The sequence below is a fragment of the Dyadobacter flavalbus genome (assembly GCF_006149045.1).
GTDB lineage: Bacteria > Bacteroidota > Bacteroidia > Cytophagales > Spirosomataceae > Dyadobacter > Dyadobacter flavalbus.
The window spans coordinates 97,762-115,548 of record NZ_VBSN01000066.1; the positions used below are offsets into that span (position 1 = coordinate 97,762).

The window sequence follows — 17,787 nt, forward strand, 5'->3', positions numbered from 1 at the left end:
TGAGTTAATGGCTGGCAGCCTGCATTTTAATCTTCCGAATAATGATAAAAGCTAAGGGCAATTAGCCAAATAGTAAAAGCCAACAGCTAAAAGCCAATAGCCACTCCCAAAACCCAACAACTATGTCAAACAAAAAAGAAATACGGATTGGACTGATCGGTACCGGATTGATGGGCCGTACGCATTCCAACGGATATAAAAGAATCGGTGACTTTTTCCCTGAACTGGAATATCGTCCGGTTTTAAAGGCAGTTTGTTCGCGTAACGAAGAAAAAGTGCGTGCATTTGCCGAACAATGGGGCTATGAATCCGTAGAAACAGATTGGAAAAAAATCATTGAACGGAATGATATTGACGCAGTGGATATCTGCACACCCAACGATACGCATGCCGAAATCGCCATTGCTGCCGCAGCTGCGGGCAAAATGATATTGTGTGAAAAACCGCTTGCACGGACTTTGGAAGAAGCCAAAACCATGGTGGATGCCATCGAAAAGGCTGACGTTAAAAATACAGTCTGGTACAACTACCGCCGCGTTCCGGCCGTTACGCTGGCCAAGCAGATTGTGGATTCAGGCAAGCTCGGCAGGATTTTTCATTATCGTGCGAATTTTCTTCAGGACTGGACGATCAATCCGGATGTTCCGCAGGGCGGAGCGGCCACATGGCGTCTGGATGTGGATGCGGCGGGTTCCGGCGTAACCGGTGATTTGCTGGCGCATTGCATTGATACGGCCATGTGGATCAACGGCGGCATCAAGGATGTATCGGCTGTAACCGAAACGTTCATCAAGGAACGTGTACATCAGGGCAGCGGACAAATCCAGAAGGTAGGAATTGACGACGCCTGTATTTTCCACTGTCATTTTGATAACGGTTCGCTTGGACTTTTTGAATCCACACGTTACGCACGCGGGCACAAGGCGCTTTATACTTTTGAGATCAACGGCGAGCATGCGTCCATCCGCTGGGATCTGCACGACCTGAACCGCCTCGAATTTTTTGACCATAACGACGAATCGATTGTCCGCGGATGGAGATCCATACTGGTTACAGACGGCGATCAGCCTTATATGAAAAGATGGTGGATTCCGGGAACAAGCATTGGTTACGAACACTCATTTATTCACCAGGCCGCTGACTTTTTTGAAAGCCTGCAAACCGGAAAACCTTGCCAGCCAACTTTCAAGGATGCTTATGAAACGCAGAAAGTGTGCGAAGCCGTTCTGGATTCCGCAGCTTCAAAAAGCTGGAAAGATACTGGTGTAATCTGGGAAGGCAATTGATTTTAATTTCCGGCTTGCTCCGTTATTTCGTTTAAACTAAAAATAAAAGGCTTTGACTGCTTCTCGATCAGACTGCAGTTAAAGCCTTTCTTCAAACCATGGCCGAAACCATCCTGCGTGTAAAACAGCTTTCCAAAGCTTTTTCAGGCATAAAAGCATTAGATAATGTTCAGCTTGACCTGAAAAAGGGGGAAGTGCATGCATTGATGGGTGAAAACGGCGCAGGGAAATCCACTTTTATGAAAATCCTGGTCGGGCTGCTTGCACCCGATTCCGGTGAAATGATTTTTGAAGGAAGCCATCTGGAAAACAGCAATGTAAGTGAAACATTGAAAAAAGGCATTTCCATGATTCATCAGGAAATGCTGGTTATTCCCGAACTTACCGTTGCACAAAATATATTTCTGGGCAGGGAAAAAGAAGTAACCCGCAGATCAGGCTGGTCGTCACTTTGGCTTGATGATTCTGAAATCAATAAAAAGGCCGCAGAACTCCTGAAACAAATGGGCGTCAGCATTGATCCCGAAGCCAGAATGAAGTTCCTCAGCGTGGCACAAATGCAAATGGTCGAAATTGCCAAAGCCATTTCCAATAATGCCAAGGTAATCATCATGGACGAGCCGACTTCCGCCATTTCCGACCGGGAAGTCGCCACGCTTTTTGGCATCATCCGGGAATTGAAAGCGAGAGGAGTAAGCATTATTTACATTTCGCATAAAATGGACGAGATTTTTGAAATTTCGGATACCATAACGGTTTTGAGAGACGGCAAATACATTGCAACCAAAGCTGCTTCGGAACTGGACAGTAATTCGCTGATTGCCATGATGGTCGGACGTGAAATAAGTCAGATGTTTCCGGAAAGTGCTGGGAATCATGGTGAAGTTGTTTTGTCTGTTCATAACCTGAGCAGTAAGGGGAAATTTTCAGACATTCATTTTCAGGTCCGTTCCGGTGAAATCCTGGGCCTGGCTGGACTGATGGGCGCGGGAAGAACGGAAATCGCAAGAGCTATTTTCGGACTTGATCCGCTGGAAAACGGAGAAATAAAAATCAGAAATCTAAGTGTACGCATCCAATCTCCGCAGGACGCCATCAGCAAGGGAATCGGGTATGTAAGCGAAGACCGGAAAGGATGGGGGTTTATTCCTGACATGTCTGTTGCGGATAATATCATCCTGTCGAGTCTACGTCAGCACCGGAAAGGAATTTTTATTGATGAAAAAAGCGAGGAACTGACAGTAAACCGGATCATCAGCGAATTAAGGATTAAAACTTCCGGGACGGATCAGAAAGCGGTTCATCTGAGCGGAGGAAACCAGCAGAAAGTCGTCATCGGAAAAGTGCTGCTTGCATCGCCTGAAATCGTTATTCTGGATGAACCGACGAGAGGCGTGGACGTAGGCGCAAAAGTTGAAATTTACAAACTCATACGAAATCTGGCCGAAAAGGGAATCGCAATCATCATGATTTCTTCCGAACTGCCCGAAATTCTGGGTATGAGCGACCGGATTCTGGTTTTATCCAAAGGCAGACAAACGGCCATGCTTTCCAAAGAAGAAGCAACGCAGGAACTGATCATGAAATATGCAGTGGCCTGAAAACCGGCTTTTGGCACAAGTAATAATTAACCGACTCAATCATTGAACGAAAAATTAAACTCCCGCTATTTGAAATCAGGCCGCTACGGAATCTTTCTGGCATTTGCGATTATCTGCATTGGACTTGCGCTGAGTACGCCCCGGTTTTTTACCGTGCCCAATCTCATGATTATCGGTACGCAGGTTTCCATTAATGCATTGCTGGCATTCGGTGTAACGTTTGTGATCATCACCGGCGGCATCGATCTTTCGCTCGGTTCCATGGTGGCGGTGACCGGCGTTGTGGCGGCCACTTTTGCACATCCGGATACGTATCCGCTGGCTGTGCCTCTGCTGGCAGGTTTGGGCGCCGGATTGCTTTTTGGCGCTTTCAACGGTTTTGTGGTTACAAAAAGCAAAGTCCCGCCTTTTATTGTTACACTCGGAACCATGACAATCGGCCGTGGACTGGCGCTGATTCTTAGCAAAGGACGTCCGGTTTCCAACTTGTCCGACCCGTTCAATTTCATAGGCGGCGGGAATGTTTTCGGGATTCCGTTTCCGATCATTATTCTGATCATCGCTTTTCTGGTTTGCTCGGTGATTTTAAAAAAAACCGTTCTGGGAAGATACATGTATGCGGTCGGCGGAAATGAACCGGCTGCAAGGGCTTCCGGAATCGGCGTGAACCGCGTTAAAATATGGGTTTATACCATTTGCGGCATCCTTTCTGCCTTGGGCGGAATTTTGCTTACTTCCCGGATTACAACCGGTCAGCCCAATGCCGGCGCAGGATTTGAACTGGACGCCATTGCCGCGGCCATCATCGGCGGCACGAGTACATCCGGCGGTACCGGAACCATGACGGGCACTCTGATCGGTGCGCTGCTGATCGGTGTCATCAGCAACAGCCTTGATCTTCTGAATGTAACATCATATTATCAGCAGGTTGTAATGGGTATCATCATCATCGGGGCAGTTGTGCTGGATAGTGCGGGGAAGAAGGAGAGGGGGTGAAAGAAGGAGAAAGGGAAGAAGGAGGAAGGGAAATTAATGTCATGTGACGTCATGTGTCGTTAATGGCTTGTGGCTGAGTTTTTTTGTTTCAAAATAGTTAAAATCAATGGCTATGAAGTTTAATGCGGTTTATGCTGTTTTTGTTGCCGGCGCAGTATTGTTTGGTTGCAATCAGTCCGGCGGTGAATCCGGTGGTGAAAGTTCGGGCAAGAAGCTTGTCGTTGGTGCAACGATGCTGAGCATGCAGAATGAATTTATTGTCAATGTAAGCGATGAAATGGGATCCCGGGCAAAGGCGCTTGATGTGGAGCTGATTACCGTTGATGCGGAACGCTCGGCTTTGAAACAGGTTGAACAAGTGGAAAGTTTTATTGCGCAGGGCGTGGACGCCATCATCATGAACCCGTGCGAAGTGGAGGCAAGTTCGCCCGCAGTAAAGCTGGCCATGAATGCCAAAATCCCGATTATTAATGTCAATTCGGAAACTTCTTCCAAACCTACGGCCTTTGTCGGTTCCGACGATACGGAATCCGCGCGCATTGCCATGAAATACATTGCTGAAAAACTGGGCGGTAAGGGAAATGTGCTGATCATGCACGGATTTATGGGCCAGGCTGCGCAGATCAAAAGAGATGCCGGTGCAAAGGAAATACTGAAAGCCAATTCCGGCCTGAAACTGCTGGCGGAACAATCCGGCGAATGGGACCGCGCCAAAGCCATGTCGCTGACTGAAAACTGGATACAATCCTACGGAAATCAGATCAATGCCATATTTGCGCATAACGATGAAATGGGGATGGGCGCCGTAAAAGCACTGGAAGCAGCAGGAATGAAAAACAAGGTGATCGTAATCAGCGTGGACGCCATTCCGGACGCTCTGCAGGCTGTAAAAAAAGGAACGCTGGACGCCACTATTTACCAGAACGCGGCACAGCAGGGCGGTACGGCTATTGAAACCGCTGTAAAAGCCGCCAAAAAAGAAGCATTCAAAGAAGAGGTTCTTGTCCCGTTTCAGCTGGTGACAAAGGAGAATGTGGAGGAATTTCTGAAATAAAATACAACTTGGATATAAGCTGATTGTTTGATAACTTACATTAAAATTATTTACACTACACTAAACTTAATATTATGTCTGTAACGTATCATCTGAGGATTAAAAAGGAATATGCTGCTGCATTAATTGAAGATTTGCAAAAAGTAGATGCAATTGAGATTATTCAGGAGCAAGACACAGAAGATATTGAAATAATGGAATGGCAGAAAGAATCAGTGCTTGCTCGCCTGAATGAAGCAAAGAATAATCCTGAAACACTTATTTCTTGGATTGATGCGAAACAGAGGCTTGAAGCATTCATCCACTAATGCCGGACTTTCAAATACTCTTATCATCTCATGCAATTCAGGATATTGAAGAATCAATGTCATATTATGAAGAAAAATTGATGGGATTGGGATTGCGATTTTATAATCAGGTAGAAAGTACAATTAATCAGATTGCCAGAAATCCGTTTATCTATTCTGTAAAATATGAAAGTATAAGATGTGCTAACGTTTGGAAGTTCCCGTTTTTAATTCATTTTAGTATTGATGAAAGCTTTAAAATAGTCACAATTCTTGCTGTGTACAATACATATCAGCGGCCATTATGGGATAAATAAAAAATCCATTTTGTAAAGTAAAGTTTAAGAATAGTAAACATTGTCAAAAACGATCTTTCTATAAGCGTCCACTCATTAAGGACGCTTTTTTTATTTTTAAAATCAATCCTAAATTCCTGATGAACAGTTTCAATATAAACCGCCGGAATTTTCTTCACGGTGCCACGGCTGCACTTGCACTTTCAACTTTCGGTGCGCAGGGAATGGACCTCATTAATCCGCCTAAAACCTGGCGTGTAGGGCTTATTGGAACCGGCTGGTACGGTAAAAGTGATTTGTTTAGATTGATACAGGTTGCTCCGGTTGAGGTAATTGCGCTTTGCGATGTAGATAAAAACCAGTTGAACGAAGCCGGCAAGCTGGTCAGTCAGCGGCAGAAATCCGGTAAAACGCCCAAACTCTACGGCGATTACCAGAAAATGCTGGCAGAAAATGAAATGGACATTGTGCTCATCGGTACGCCGGATCACTGGCATGCACTGCAGATGATCGATGCGGTGAAAGCCGGCGCGCATGTGTACGTACAGAAACCGATCAGTGTGGATGTAATGGAAGGTGAAGCAATGGTTGCAGCCGCCAGAAAGTACAAAAAGGTCGTTCAGGTGGGAACGCAGCGCAAGAGCACGCCGCATTTGATCGATGCTAAAAAGAATATCGTCGATGCCGGTTTGCTGGGCAAAATTTCGCATGTGGAAATGTGCTGTTACTTTCACATGCGCAACAACGGCAACCCGCCCGTTGAAGCGGTTCCCGCTTTTCTGGATTATGAAAAATGGACCGGCCCGGCTCCGCTGCGGCCTTATGACGGGCTGCCGCACGTGCGCTGGTGGCGGACTTTTATGGAGTACGGCAACGGAATAACCGGCGATATGTGCATACATATGTTCGATACGGTACGCTGGATGCTCAAACTCGGCTGGCCAAAGAAAATCAGTTCCACGGGCGGCATATATGTGCAGAAAGAAGGAAAATCCAATATTTCGGACACGCAGTCGGCTGTATTCGAGTACGACGGGCTGAATTGTGTGTGGCAGCACCGCACGTGGGGAACGCCGAACAATCCGGATTATCCGTGGTCATTTACACTGTACGGTGAAAAAGGGACTTTGTGGGCAAGTACGATGTCGTATGACTTTATCCCTGAAGGCAAAGGTGAAAAGATCCATAAAGATGTCGTTTTTGAAAAAGAAAAATACCCGGAAGATCTTAAAGAAGATAAAATTGAGCTGAACGCAGCGCCTGCCACCAGGCTGCACATGCTGGATTTCCTGAGTGCCATTGACAACAGCAGCAAGCCCGTAGCCGACATTGAAGAAGGCCATATTTCCACGGCAAGCTGCATTTTGGCCAATATTTCGATGAAAACCGGAAGGCCGATTGTGTACGATCCTGTAAAGCGCGAGATTGTTGGGGACCGTGAAGCAAATAACCTGCTGGCACGCCCGTACCGCGATCCGTACAAGCATCCTGATTACAAAAACGTTTAGTATTCCAGAAATTTGTGGTCCGCAATTCCAGTCAGGCGCGTCCGGTTTAAAACCCGGGCGCGTGTTTGTTTAAACCCGATTTGCAATGACTTTCAGATTACCTGTTTTTCTGTTATCAGCTTAATTCTGATTATCACAAAAGTCTTTTGCAGTAAAGGCATTTTGAGGCTTCCGACGCAGTTTTTCAATGGTTAAAAGTCGTTAAATTGTATTAAATTTTTGAACTGATATACCAAGCGTATTTGTTTATTAGTTAATGAAATATCTGAAAAAAACGATTAAACTTTTAACCATTTAAACAGTCAGATATTTAATAAATTAAAAACAGATGAAAATGAAAAACATAGTGAAGTTGATGAAGTCCACTGCATTGGTGGCTTTTGCGGGAATACTGATCATGAGTTGTAGTCAGGCACTTCAGGTTAGTTATGATTACGATTCTTCGGTGAATCTGAAACAGTTTAAAACGTTTAAAGTAGAAGCTGAACATAACATTGAACAGGATCCGCTTTTGGGAAGTGAGCTGAACAGAAGAAGACTGGGAGATGCAGTTGTTGAAGTAATGGAAGCAAAAGGCTACAAACTGGATCAGCAGAATCCTGAGATCATTGTAAGGTTTATGACAGACGTTAAAGAACGTCAGCAGGTTCGTTCCAACAACATGTACTCGCCTTATATGTGGTGGTATGGCGGTGGAAACAACATTTCTACTTATAATTATCAGGAAAGCCGTTTTATCCTGAACATTTATCAGAAAAACAGCGATCGCATGATCTGGCAGGGATGGGCAGCAGGAAAAGTAAAAGCGCCTACCAAAAAAGAAGACCGTGAAACCATGGTAAAAAATACGATGGCCGATATTCTGAGAACTTTCCCTCAGGCCACGCTGGATACTTACAGCAGAAAATAATCAGCTGAAAGTCAAGCAGAAGACTTGCCGGAATAAACCGGCAAGTCTTTTTTTATGCGGCTACTTAAAGGTTTTGTCCATTCCTGTATTCTTCCGATGCCTTTCTGACAATGGCATCGCCTTCGTTCAGATCACCGAATACTTCCACAAGCGTGTCCACAACGGTTCCTTTTTTTACCGGTACCCATTCTGCTTTCCGGTTTTTCTCACGGATTACAAATATCATTTCACTGGAATTTACGACCGATGTCACGGGCACGAACAAAGTCGGAGCGGAACGCGCCGTGTTCAGTAAAACCTGAGCATACATGCCTGCCTTCAGTTCACTGGAACGGTTTTCAACATCAAATTCGGTCATCATCGAACGGTTCTCTTCGGATAACGTCCTTGAACTTCTTGCGTAAACTGCTTTGTACTGTTTTTCAGGACTGGCAGAAACGGTAAAAGTGATTTCTCCTCTGGAAGGAACGGCACCGGACAGATTTTCAGGGATGGCCAGCGTCAGACGCAGCTTGGTATTGTCTTCCAGGATAAACAACGGTTTTGCAGCGCCTTCACCCGGTCCGACCAACGCACCCGGACTGATATTCCGTTCCGTAATAATTCCGTTAAATGGCGCCGTAACCGTAAGGTATCTTGCAATTTCCGATTTGGTTTCCAGAAACGAACGCGCTGCCTGCACATTCCCTTTGGCAACGGCCGCAGCAGAACTGTCTGTCATCACGCGGGCTTTGGCAATGTCCAGTTCATTCAGCGAAACGGCACCTTCTGTCCGATTGGTGCGGACAAGCCGGCTGTAAGTCAGTGCGCTGGTCTGAAACTTTGTATTGATCTCGCTCAGAGCTGCTTCTGCGGCAATAAGCTGCGCCTTGGCTTGGCTTAGTTCCGAAATAACTTCCGGCGCTTCCAGTACGGCCAGAACCTGTCCTTTTTTGACCATCGTTCCGCGGTCTGCGCTTACTGTTTTTACAAAACCTCTGATCTTGGGATAAATACTAACTTTATTCCACGGTTTCAATTCGCCGGGCAAACCGATCTGTTTAGCGGGTTTCATGCTTTTTACATGTGCCAGTTCTGCTGTGGCCGTAGTTGGTTCGGTGTTCTGCTTCTGCTTTTCCGTATCTCCCGCTTCGGAACTGCAGGAAGTGATGCCAACGGCTAGGGTAATCAGGATCAACAATGATTTCAGGGTATTCATGGAAACGGATGTTTGGAGTTTTTTACGGAAGAAATTACTTTCAGGATCTTCTGGATCAAGTGAAACCGAATGTACCGATGCTTTTTTCTGAACCATTGAAAATACGGCCGGAAGGATTAGCAAGGAAGTCAGCGTGGATGCAATCAGGCCGCCGATTACAGCTTGTCCAAGCGGCGCAATCTGGTCGCCGCCTTCGCCCAGTCCGCTGGCCATCGGGATCATCCCGGCGATCATGGCGATACTCGTCATCAGGATCGGGCGAATCCGGCTTCCGGCAGCAAGCAGTACGGCCTGTCTGGAATCGTTTAGCTGAAGCCGTAGATTTTCTGCATTGGTCACCATCAGAATCGCATTTGCTACGGAAACCCCGACAGACATAATCAGTCCCATATAAGACTGCAGGTTCAGCGTGGAACCGGTAATCAGCAGCAGGCCAAGCGAGCCGACAACAACGGCCGGAATGGTGGAAAGTACAACGAGCGAAAGTTTGAACGACTGATACGTAGCCGAAAGCAAAAGAAACATGATGACAACGGCAATCAGCAAGCCGGTCTGAAGGCTGCTCAGCGTTTCAGTAAGCAAATCCGACTGGCCTTTCAGTTCCACCAATACGCCTCTCGGTGGTTCGCCCGCATTTTGGATTGCTTTTTTTACGGCGGTAGTCGCTGCACCCAGATCTTTTTTGTGAATGTTTGCCGTAACAGTCACCAGCCGGTTTGGGCCGGCGCGGTCGTATTCGCCCGGAGCCGTTTTCTCGGAAAAAGTAGCAACGTCGGCCAAAAGCGGATTGCTTGCGCCGGTTTTGAGCGGAATGGTCCCAATGTCTTCTATCGAGCTCATCTGATGTTCCGGAATTTGTACCTGCACCTGATAAGCCAATCCTTTTGAATCGTCCAGCCAGAGATTTTTGTCCGTAAAACGGCTGGAAGAAGTAGCCGCCACCATGGATCTTGCCACCTGCGTGGACGTAATGCCCAGCTGTCCGGCCCTTTCCCGGTTAATCTCGACATTCAGTATTGGATACGAAAGCGGCTGTGCGATCTGCACATCGCGTAAAAAATCGATCTGCTTCATTTCGCTCTGGATTTTCTTTGCAAACCTTCCGGCTTCTTCTACGTCTTTGGCGGCAACGCTTACTTCAATGGGCGTGGAAGCGCCCTGACTCATGATTTTATCAACCAGTTCAATCGGTTCAAAGGATATTTTCAGCGCAGGGATTTCTTTGCCGATCCGTTCGCGCAGTTTTTCCTTCAATGCATCCATTCTGACGGGAAAATCTTCATGCAACGATACCTGTAGAACAGCTTCATGCGGGCCGCTGTTGAAAACAAAGATGTTGGAAGTTCCATAACTGGATGGAACGGTACCGACGTAAGCCGACGAGATTTCAACGTGTTCTTTCCCGACTTCCGATTTGATCAGGTCCAGCACTTTCAATGTGGCTTCTTCGGTACGTTCCACACGGATTCCGTCGGCAACCCGCAGCCGCATTTGAAACTGGTGACTGTTTGCTTTGGGCAAAATATCCGTTCCGATCAGAAAGAAACCGCCTATGATCAGGGCAACGGCTGCAACCAGATACACCGGCACCACAAACGAACTTTTATCCATAATACCGCCCAGGACGTTAACATATTTTCTTTTGAATTTTTCAAATCCCGTTGGCGGCAATGACGAATGATTTCCTTCCGCAATGACGTCTTTTACTTCCCGGTTGTCCAGTGCAAGCGTCAGCGCTTCATGATGCGGATGATCTTTTAAAAGCCAGTTTGACAAAACAGGAACCAGCGTTTGCGAAAGCAGAAAGGAGGCGATCATGGCAAAACCGACGGCCAGTGAAAGCGGCAGGAACATAGACCGCGGAATGCCGCTCATGACAAATGACGGCGCAAAAACGGCCAGGATCGCCAACAGAATCAGGAATTCCGGAAATGCAATTTCCTTGCACGCATCCCAAATCGCCTGTTCCTTGGGCTTGCCCATCTCCTGATGCTGGTGAATATTTTCAATGGTTACAGTCGCCTGATCCACCAGAACCCCGATTGCCAGCGCAAGCCCGCTCAGTGTCATGATGTTGATTGTCTGACCAAACAGATTCATCAGGATTACGGCAGATAAAACAGAAATCGGAATCGTGACAATCACAATGATTACGCTCCGCCAGTCTCTCAGGAAAAGCAGAACCATTAAGCCGGTCAGCAATGCGCCCAGAATACCTTCAGTAATCAGACTTTTAAGTGAATTCGTAACGTAAACGGACTGGTCAAATTCGTATGAGATCTTGACATCTTCCGGCACCGCGTTCCGCAGCTGCGGCAATGCAGCGCGAATGTTGTTCACGACGTCCAGCGTGGAAGCGTCGGATTTTTTTACAACCGGAATGTAAACGGCCCGGCGGCCATTGATCAAAGCATAACTCACCGTTACATCGGCACCGTCTTCAACCGTTCCTACATCGCGTATAAATACGGTCGGGCCTGTGCCGGTCCGGATCGGTATGTTCAGAAAATCTTCGGGTTTATGGATCAGTGAATTGACGGGCGTCATCAAAGTACGGTCGCCCATGCGTATGTTTCCGGCAGGGGACGGCTGGTTATTGGTTATAATGGATTTGATGATTTCTTCCGGCGTAAGATGATAACTCCGGATGCGCTCGGGATCTACGCGGATTACAATGGTGCGCTGGTTTCCCCCGAATGGCGGCGGGCTGGAAACGCCTTCAATCCGGCTGAACATCGGACGTACGCGCGAAGAGGCAAAATCCTGAATTTCGTTCAGCGATCGGGACGAACTTTCGAAAACCATTTGCCCGATCGGTACCGAACTGGCATCAAACCGCACAACCTGCGGCGGCACGGTTCCTTCGGGCATATACGCTTTGGCACGTGACACGTTATTGGCCACTTCGGCAGCCGCCTGCGCCATATCGGTTCCGGGGTAAAAAGACAGTTTGATCAGTGAAAGTCCCTGAATCGTTTTTACATCCACATCGCGGATCCCTGAAACGTACAGAAAATGGTCCTGATAACGGGTTGCAATGAAACCGTCCATCTGATCCGGGGCCATACCGCCGTAAGGCTGGACTACGTAAATCGTCGGAAGGTCGAGATTCGGGAAAATGTCAACCGGAATGCTGCGGATGGAAAGTACTGAAAAAAACAAAATCCCGATCACCACAACCACAATGGAAATAGGCTGTCGTAGGGCAGTTCGAATGAGTTGATACATAAAGAATTCGGTTACAGTTGAATGATTTTGGTATTACGGACGGGTTAAAAAGGCAAAAAGCTAGTTTCCGATCTGGTTCAGGAACAATGACATATCGCCTGCGGCGGCTGCTTTCATGAGCAGCGCACGCCATACATTGCCATTAGTGACAAACTTGTCAATTTCGGCCCGGTTCAGTGCATTTACGCTTTGTGCGAGTGTGAACAAATCCGTAAGTCCGCTTTGGTACCTGGCTTCTGCCTGATTGTAGGCTCTTTGTGCGGCGCCGAGCTGAACGGGCGTAAGCCGCGCCTGTTCGAGTGATAACTGAAGCTGCATTTGGGCTTCTCGCAATTGACGGTCCAGCTGTAATTTCTGTGTTTCATAAAGTTCCTTGAAACGTTCAACCTGAAACTGCTCGCTTTTGTAATCATTGCGAACTTTGGCAATGTTCGTCAGGTTCCAGCGCGTTGAAATCCCGAACAGATAATTGTAAACCTGATAACCAACGCCGCTGGCAAAATCGGTACGGTACGAGTCATCTTTATTGGAAATGCCCGAGCCGCGCGCCCAACCGGCTGCCAATAGTGAAATAGATGGAAGGTATGATTTTCGAACGGCAAGGCTCCGGGCAAGTGAAACGTCAATCTGCGCCTGCGAAAAACGCAGTGCCGGATTTTTCAGAAATGAATCCGGCTGATCATGGATTACGGGCAATTGCGAGTAAAAACCCATGCTGTCCACTTCAATACTGTCCTGTAACGTGCCGGTGAGTTCGGAAAGCCTCAGCCGCTGTGCTTTTTCGGAGCGCTGGCTTTCGAGTAAAAGCAATTGCGCTTTGGCATATTCCGCAGCAGAAAGCGAGCTGTCTACGCCGGGCCGCATGCCCGAACTGACGGCTGCATCCGTAACACGTTTGAAAACCAGTGCCCTTTCCAGGTTCTGACGCTGTGCTTCCACGAGTTTTTGATTGATCAGCAGCACAAGATAAGCATCGGCAATGCGGACCTGATGCTGAAAAAGTTCGTTTTCATAATCGGCCTGATTGCGGCTCAGTTCGGCTTTTGCAGATTTTACATTGGCTTTTACTTTCCCGAAATTAAAAAATCGCCAGTCTGCAAGTGCGGTTGTAAAGCTGCCGAAAGTACCGGTATAGATGTTTTCTGAACGGATGCCGCCCGACGGAGAAATGGCGCTGCCTTCGTTAGGCCAGTATGCGCCCGTTACGCTGTTGCTTGTTGCAAAAGTATACTGATCCTGTACAATCAAAGCGGGCAGATAATCTGTTTTTGCCGATTTGATGCGGTTTTCAGTATGCTGAATTTCAGCCTGTTTGGCTTTCAGGAAAGGATAATTCTGCTTTCCCTTTTCCAGTATTTCCTGCAATTTTACTTTTTGTGCTGCGGCTTTGTAAACGGGCGACATAAACAGCAGCAGAAAAAACAACAATGAACTCAGAAATGGAAAAGCCTGTCTGCAATGCGGTCCGGAATTCCGGCGCTTTCCGGAAATCGTGTTTTTGAGACTTGATTGATTCATGGAGTGAGAAAATAAATCCGACAAAAGAACTTTCTGCCGAAATTAGAGTCCGATTCTGGAAACATTTGGGAAAAAGGCCGCCAGCAATAGCCTCATTGGTAATTTATTGACTTCCCAAATGTTTCCAGTTTCCGGCTTTAACTTTGGCCGTTATCTTCAGAAATCTTGCATGAAAATATTAGTTGTAGAGGATGAAAAGGGATTGGCGGAAAGTATTGTGGATTTCCTGTCCAGAGAAGGTTTTGTCTGCGAAGTGGCTAATACATTCTGGCAGGCCGATGAAAAAATCAGCCTTTATCAGTACGATTGCACGATTGTGGATCTTACCTTGCCCGACGGCGATGGTTTCAGCATTATTGAAACACTGAAAAGAATAGCCGCCACAACCGGAATTATCATCATTTCCGCCAGAAACACGCTGGAAGATAAAATCAAAGGACTGGAAATAGGATCAGACGATTATATGACGAAGCCGTTCCACCTTTCCGAACTCAACGCACGCGTAAAATCGCTGATCCGGCGCCGTCATTTTGGCGGCAGCAACGACATGATATGGAGGGAAATCCGGGTGCAGTTAAAAGCCCGCAAGGTTTTCGTAAGTGAGAAGGAAACGCTTCTGTCCAGAAAAGAATACGATCTGCTGCTTTATTTTCTTTCCAATATCGACGTTGCGCTTACAAAGGAATCCATTGCGGAACATCTCTGGGGCGATCACATGGATTCGTCGGATTCGCTGGATATGGTTTATTCACACATCAAAAACCTGCGCCGGAAAATTCTGGAAAAGGACGGAAAAGATTATATTCAGTCCATTTACGGCATCGGCTATAAATTTACTGCTTCTTGAAACTGCTGCAAAAAACCAGCCGCATTTACCTGCTGGCGTCGCTCGTTATTTACTTTGTTGTGGGAATTGCCTTTTACCGGATCATCCGGACAATGATTTATGAAGAAGTCGAAAGCAGGCTTAAAGTTGAAAAAAGGGATTTTGAAACTTACATCAGCATCCATAATACATGGGAAAGCAACTCCTATTTTGTAGAAAATAAAATTGATGTGATTCCTGCCAAAGAGCATTTTACCAGAAAAGCGGTTTTTACGGATACGCTCATTCATAACCGCTATGAAGAAAGTCTGGACCCTTTCCGGCAGCTTACATTTTATACGGTAATCAACGGAAAACCGTATCGGGTGGCGATCCGGAAGTCCATGATTCAGTCTTATAAACTGATCGAAGCGGTTTCTGCGGCGATTATTATTTTCCTCGGTCTTCTGATGATTGGTATGTTCCTTTTTCACAGAAGTCTTTCCGGGAAATTATGGCAGCCGTTCTATGATTCACTGGCGCGCATCAAGGATTTTGACTGGACAAAGGATGAAAAACTGAAGCTCGCAGACAGTAACATTACGGAGTTCAACGAGCTGGGCGACGTCATGGAAAAAATGGCTTCCAAAATGCAGCACGATTATAAAAGTCTGCGCGAATTTACTGAAAATGCCTCGCACGAAATCCAGACGCCGCTGGCGCTCATCAACGCGCGCGTGGAACAATTTATCCAGTCGGGCGATCTCGGGAAAGACCATACTTACTGGATCGAGGAAATTTATCATGCGTCCAGGAGAATGTCCCGGCTTAATCAGGGGCTACTTTTACTGGCCAAAATAGAAAATCAGCAGTTTACAGAACTTGAAGAAATTGATTTTTCGGAGTTTGTCAAAAACAAGCTCGTCGATTTTGAAGACATTCTTTCACACAAGCAGATTAATGTACAGATTCAGTCTTCGGACAGCTTTTACAAAATGATGTCGCCGGCGCTTGCGGATATCATGGTTGCCAATCTGCTGAACAATGCCATTAAGCATAACCATGTAAACGGATTGCTTCAAATTGAAACCGGCCATGGATTTCTTCAGATCAGCAATTCGGGAAATGTGCTCAAAACAGATCCTGAAAGGCTGTTTGAAAGGTTTAAAAAAGAATCGTCCGGAGCGGAATCGCTGGGCCTCGGCCTTGCCATTGTAAAGCAGATCTGTGATAATTACGGCCTGCAGATCTGCTATGAAAATATTGATTCTATGCATATTATCCGTGTACGCGCACAGTCGGGAACTGTAAAATAAATTCCGCTTCATACCAGAAACGGCACGTGCATCACTTGTGATGAATTGCAAGCGCAGCATTACCGCCCAGATCAATAATCTGATACGTGCCGGTTTGTTTGATAGAATCCAGCATTGTTTCATTGGAATCGTCAAAATACAGGTACTTCGTTTCGTTTGGATTATAAGCGATGGATAACCGGCTATACCTTTGAAAAGAAGTGTGAATTTCAGGGTAATTCGAAATCTTGCTTGGGAGATAAATTTTTGAATTGGGCGGCACGTATCCGGAAAGTTTCTTTGCTATATCAAACATACGATCCGGTTCGGGACAGAAAAGTTTGCAGGTCATCAGGATCACGGCCATCAAAGACAAGGCATAAACCGACAAACGGGTTACAAACGGGAATTTTATTGTAATTGGTAAAAGCAGTTCAATCGTACATGCGGCAAAAAATAACCCGACGAAAGGAAGAGCCGGCAACAAATAATGATCACCTTGCTTCACACTGGCCAGCATCGGAAAGACGACTGCGATTGTCAGCAGGAACGTAAAACAGCATACGTTTTTCGTGTGACCGGAAATTCTTGGTCCCAGTTTATAATAAAAATGGGCAGCCAGAAGCCCCAGAATTATCAGAAGATGCGGAATAATATTTGTGAACAAGAGCCTGATCAGATAAAAATGGGCAGTCCAGTCATTACTGACTTTCTCTCTTTTCTTTAACAGCGCCGCCATAACCTGTCCTTCAAAATAATGGCTGAGAAAATAACGGGCTGGCGGGTACTGGAGAATGAGGAGCATCAGGGATAAAAATCCGGCAAGCATCGTTGAGGTGCCGGATAAAGCAGGTTTAAAAAATACCTTTCCATAAACCAAGGAATAGATGGCCGGGAACGCAAGCGGAAAAATCCCGGCAGGGCCTTTCGTCATACATGCCAGGACAATCATGATTCCTGAAAGCAGCCAGTGACCAGGCTTGAATTGGCTTGCTGTAATGGCGGTCAACTGGAAATAACAGGAACCTAGGCAAAAGACAGCCATTGTTGTGTCGAGTAAGTTGTTCGGTACACTCCACCATACAATTCGGAGGCAGTACCATAGTAAAACGGGCAGCCATGCGTGTTCCCGGATGTGGCGTTTATGCTCAAACAACTTTTGCCAAATTCTGAAAATCAGCCATATGCTGGCCAGCAGAATGATTGTGTTATAGGTATTTTCGACCGCCGTGGTGTCGCCCATGATCCTGAATAACAGCGATTGAAGTCCGAACATCAATGGCGGATGTTCGCAGAAAAACGAGCATTGATTGTAGGGAAGCCAGAATGAATCAGCAAAATGCGGTTCCCAGAATGTGCCCTGCCCTAAAGCCATATTCCTGGAAATGGCTGCATAGGCCAGTCCATCCATAAACAGCACATGATCAAACGACCTCGGGATAAAAGTCATTCCTATAAAACAGATGGTCAAAAGCCAGCCCGGATTTTTAGTAAACTCTTTTTGCCTGCGCAAATCAAGTTCCTTTCCTGAATCCATTTTACAGAACTATTTTAGAATAATAAACAGCGAAGATGAAGTCTCAATTGACTTCCTTTTTTTATTACAGCCTCGTCCGTTTTTGTTTACCGGACTAATTGCTGTTTTCTTCTTCGTGAAGCCGAAAGTGCTGAATTGCTGTTTATTAAAATCCATTTGATTTGTGTGTATGTATAAATTTGATCAATGACAGCTTTCCGGCAACTTTCAAGGTTGTCAGGAAGCATCAGCCAATAAATTTAGCACAAGATCAAATTGGCCGGCAGAG

Annotated in this window: 12 protein-coding genes; 9 read left to right on the forward strand and 3 right to left on the reverse strand. The window is 46.3% G+C overall.

The genetic code is table 11. From position 1 onward, the window contains the following. The first annotated feature begins 122 nt into the window (after positions 1–122). The 7 genes from FEM33_RS21005 to FEM33_RS21040 all read left to right on the forward strand — a co-directional run bounded on the left by FEM33_RS21005 (position 123) and on the right by FEM33_RS21040 (position 7,938). Complete coding sequence (locus FEM33_RS21005; RefSeq protein ID WP_139013948.1) at positions 123–1,286, forward strand: Gfo/Idh/MocA family protein; 1,164 nt, start codon at positions 123–125, stop codon at positions 1,284–1,286. Between the two features lie 98 nt (positions 1,287–1,384). Beyond that, positions 1,385–2,887 (forward strand): sugar ABC transporter ATP-binding protein, encoded by a 1,503-nt coding sequence (locus tag FEM33_RS21010; RefSeq protein ID WP_139013949.1) that lies wholly within the window; start codon positions 1,385–1,387, stop codon positions 2,885–2,887. A 42-nt stretch (positions 2,888–2,929) separates the two neighbouring features. Continuing rightward, complete coding sequence (locus FEM33_RS21015; protein WP_139013950.1) at positions 2,930–3,883, forward strand: ABC transporter permease; 954 nt, start codon at positions 2,930–2,932, stop codon at positions 3,881–3,883. A 112-nt stretch (positions 3,884–3,995) separates the two neighbouring features. Further along, positions 3,996–4,937 (forward strand): sugar ABC transporter substrate-binding protein, encoded by a 942-nt coding sequence (locus FEM33_RS21020; protein ID WP_139013951.1) that lies wholly within the window; start codon positions 3,996–3,998, stop codon positions 4,935–4,937. A gap of 74 nt (positions 4,938–5,011) precedes the next feature. After that, a complete protein-coding gene (locus FEM33_RS21025) occupies positions 5,012–5,245 on the forward strand; it encodes a hypothetical protein (protein ID WP_139013952.1) in 234 nt (77 codons plus the stop codon). Positions 5,246–5,660: 415 nt separating this feature from the next. Next, positions 5,661–7,028 (forward strand): Gfo/Idh/MocA family protein, encoded by a 1,368-nt coding sequence (locus FEM33_RS21035; RefSeq protein ID WP_139013954.1) that lies wholly within the window; start codon positions 5,661–5,663, stop codon positions 7,026–7,028. A 334-nt stretch (positions 7,029–7,362) separates the two neighbouring features. Next, complete coding sequence (locus tag FEM33_RS21040; protein ID WP_139013955.1) at positions 7,363–7,938, forward strand: DUF4136 domain-containing protein; 576 nt, start codon at positions 7,363–7,365, stop codon at positions 7,936–7,938. Between the two features lie 64 nt (positions 7,939–8,002). Here the strand turns inward: FEM33_RS21040 and FEM33_RS21045 are convergent, their stop codons facing one another. Beyond that, positions 8,003–12,364, reverse strand: a complete 4,362-nt coding sequence (locus FEM33_RS21045; RefSeq protein WP_139013956.1) for an efflux RND transporter permease subunit — start codon at positions 12,362–12,364, stop codon at positions 8,003–8,005. A 60-nt stretch (positions 12,365–12,424) separates the two neighbouring features. After that, a complete protein-coding gene (locus tag FEM33_RS21050) occupies positions 12,425–13,882 on the reverse strand; it encodes a TolC family protein (protein WP_229214340.1) in 1,458 nt (485 codons plus the stop codon). Positions 13,883–14,051: 169 nt separating this feature from the next. On the opposite strand from FEM33_RS21050, the gene FEM33_RS21055 reads away from it, so the two are divergent. Together FEM33_RS21055 and FEM33_RS21060 are read left to right on the forward strand one after the other, a co-directional pair. Then, on the forward strand, positions 14,052–14,729 hold the full coding sequence (locus FEM33_RS21055; protein WP_139013957.1) for a response regulator transcription factor: 678 nt from the start codon (positions 14,052–14,054) through the stop codon (positions 14,727–14,729). After that, positions 14,726–16,003 carry a sensor histidine kinase gene (locus FEM33_RS21060; RefSeq protein ID WP_201747820.1) on the forward strand — a complete coding sequence of 426 codons (1,278 nt, stop codon included), beginning with the start codon at positions 14,726–14,728 and terminating at the stop codon, positions 16,001–16,003. The genes FEM33_RS21055 and FEM33_RS21060 overlap by 4 nt, the downstream gene beginning before the upstream one ends. 31 nt (positions 16,004–16,034) lie before the next feature. Here the strand turns inward: FEM33_RS21060 and FEM33_RS21065 are convergent, their stop codons facing one another. Next, complete coding sequence (locus tag FEM33_RS21065; RefSeq protein ID WP_139013958.1) at positions 16,035–17,519, reverse strand: ArnT family glycosyltransferase; 1,485 nt, start codon at positions 17,517–17,519, stop codon at positions 16,035–16,037. Positions 17,520–17,787: the final 268 nt, after the last annotated feature.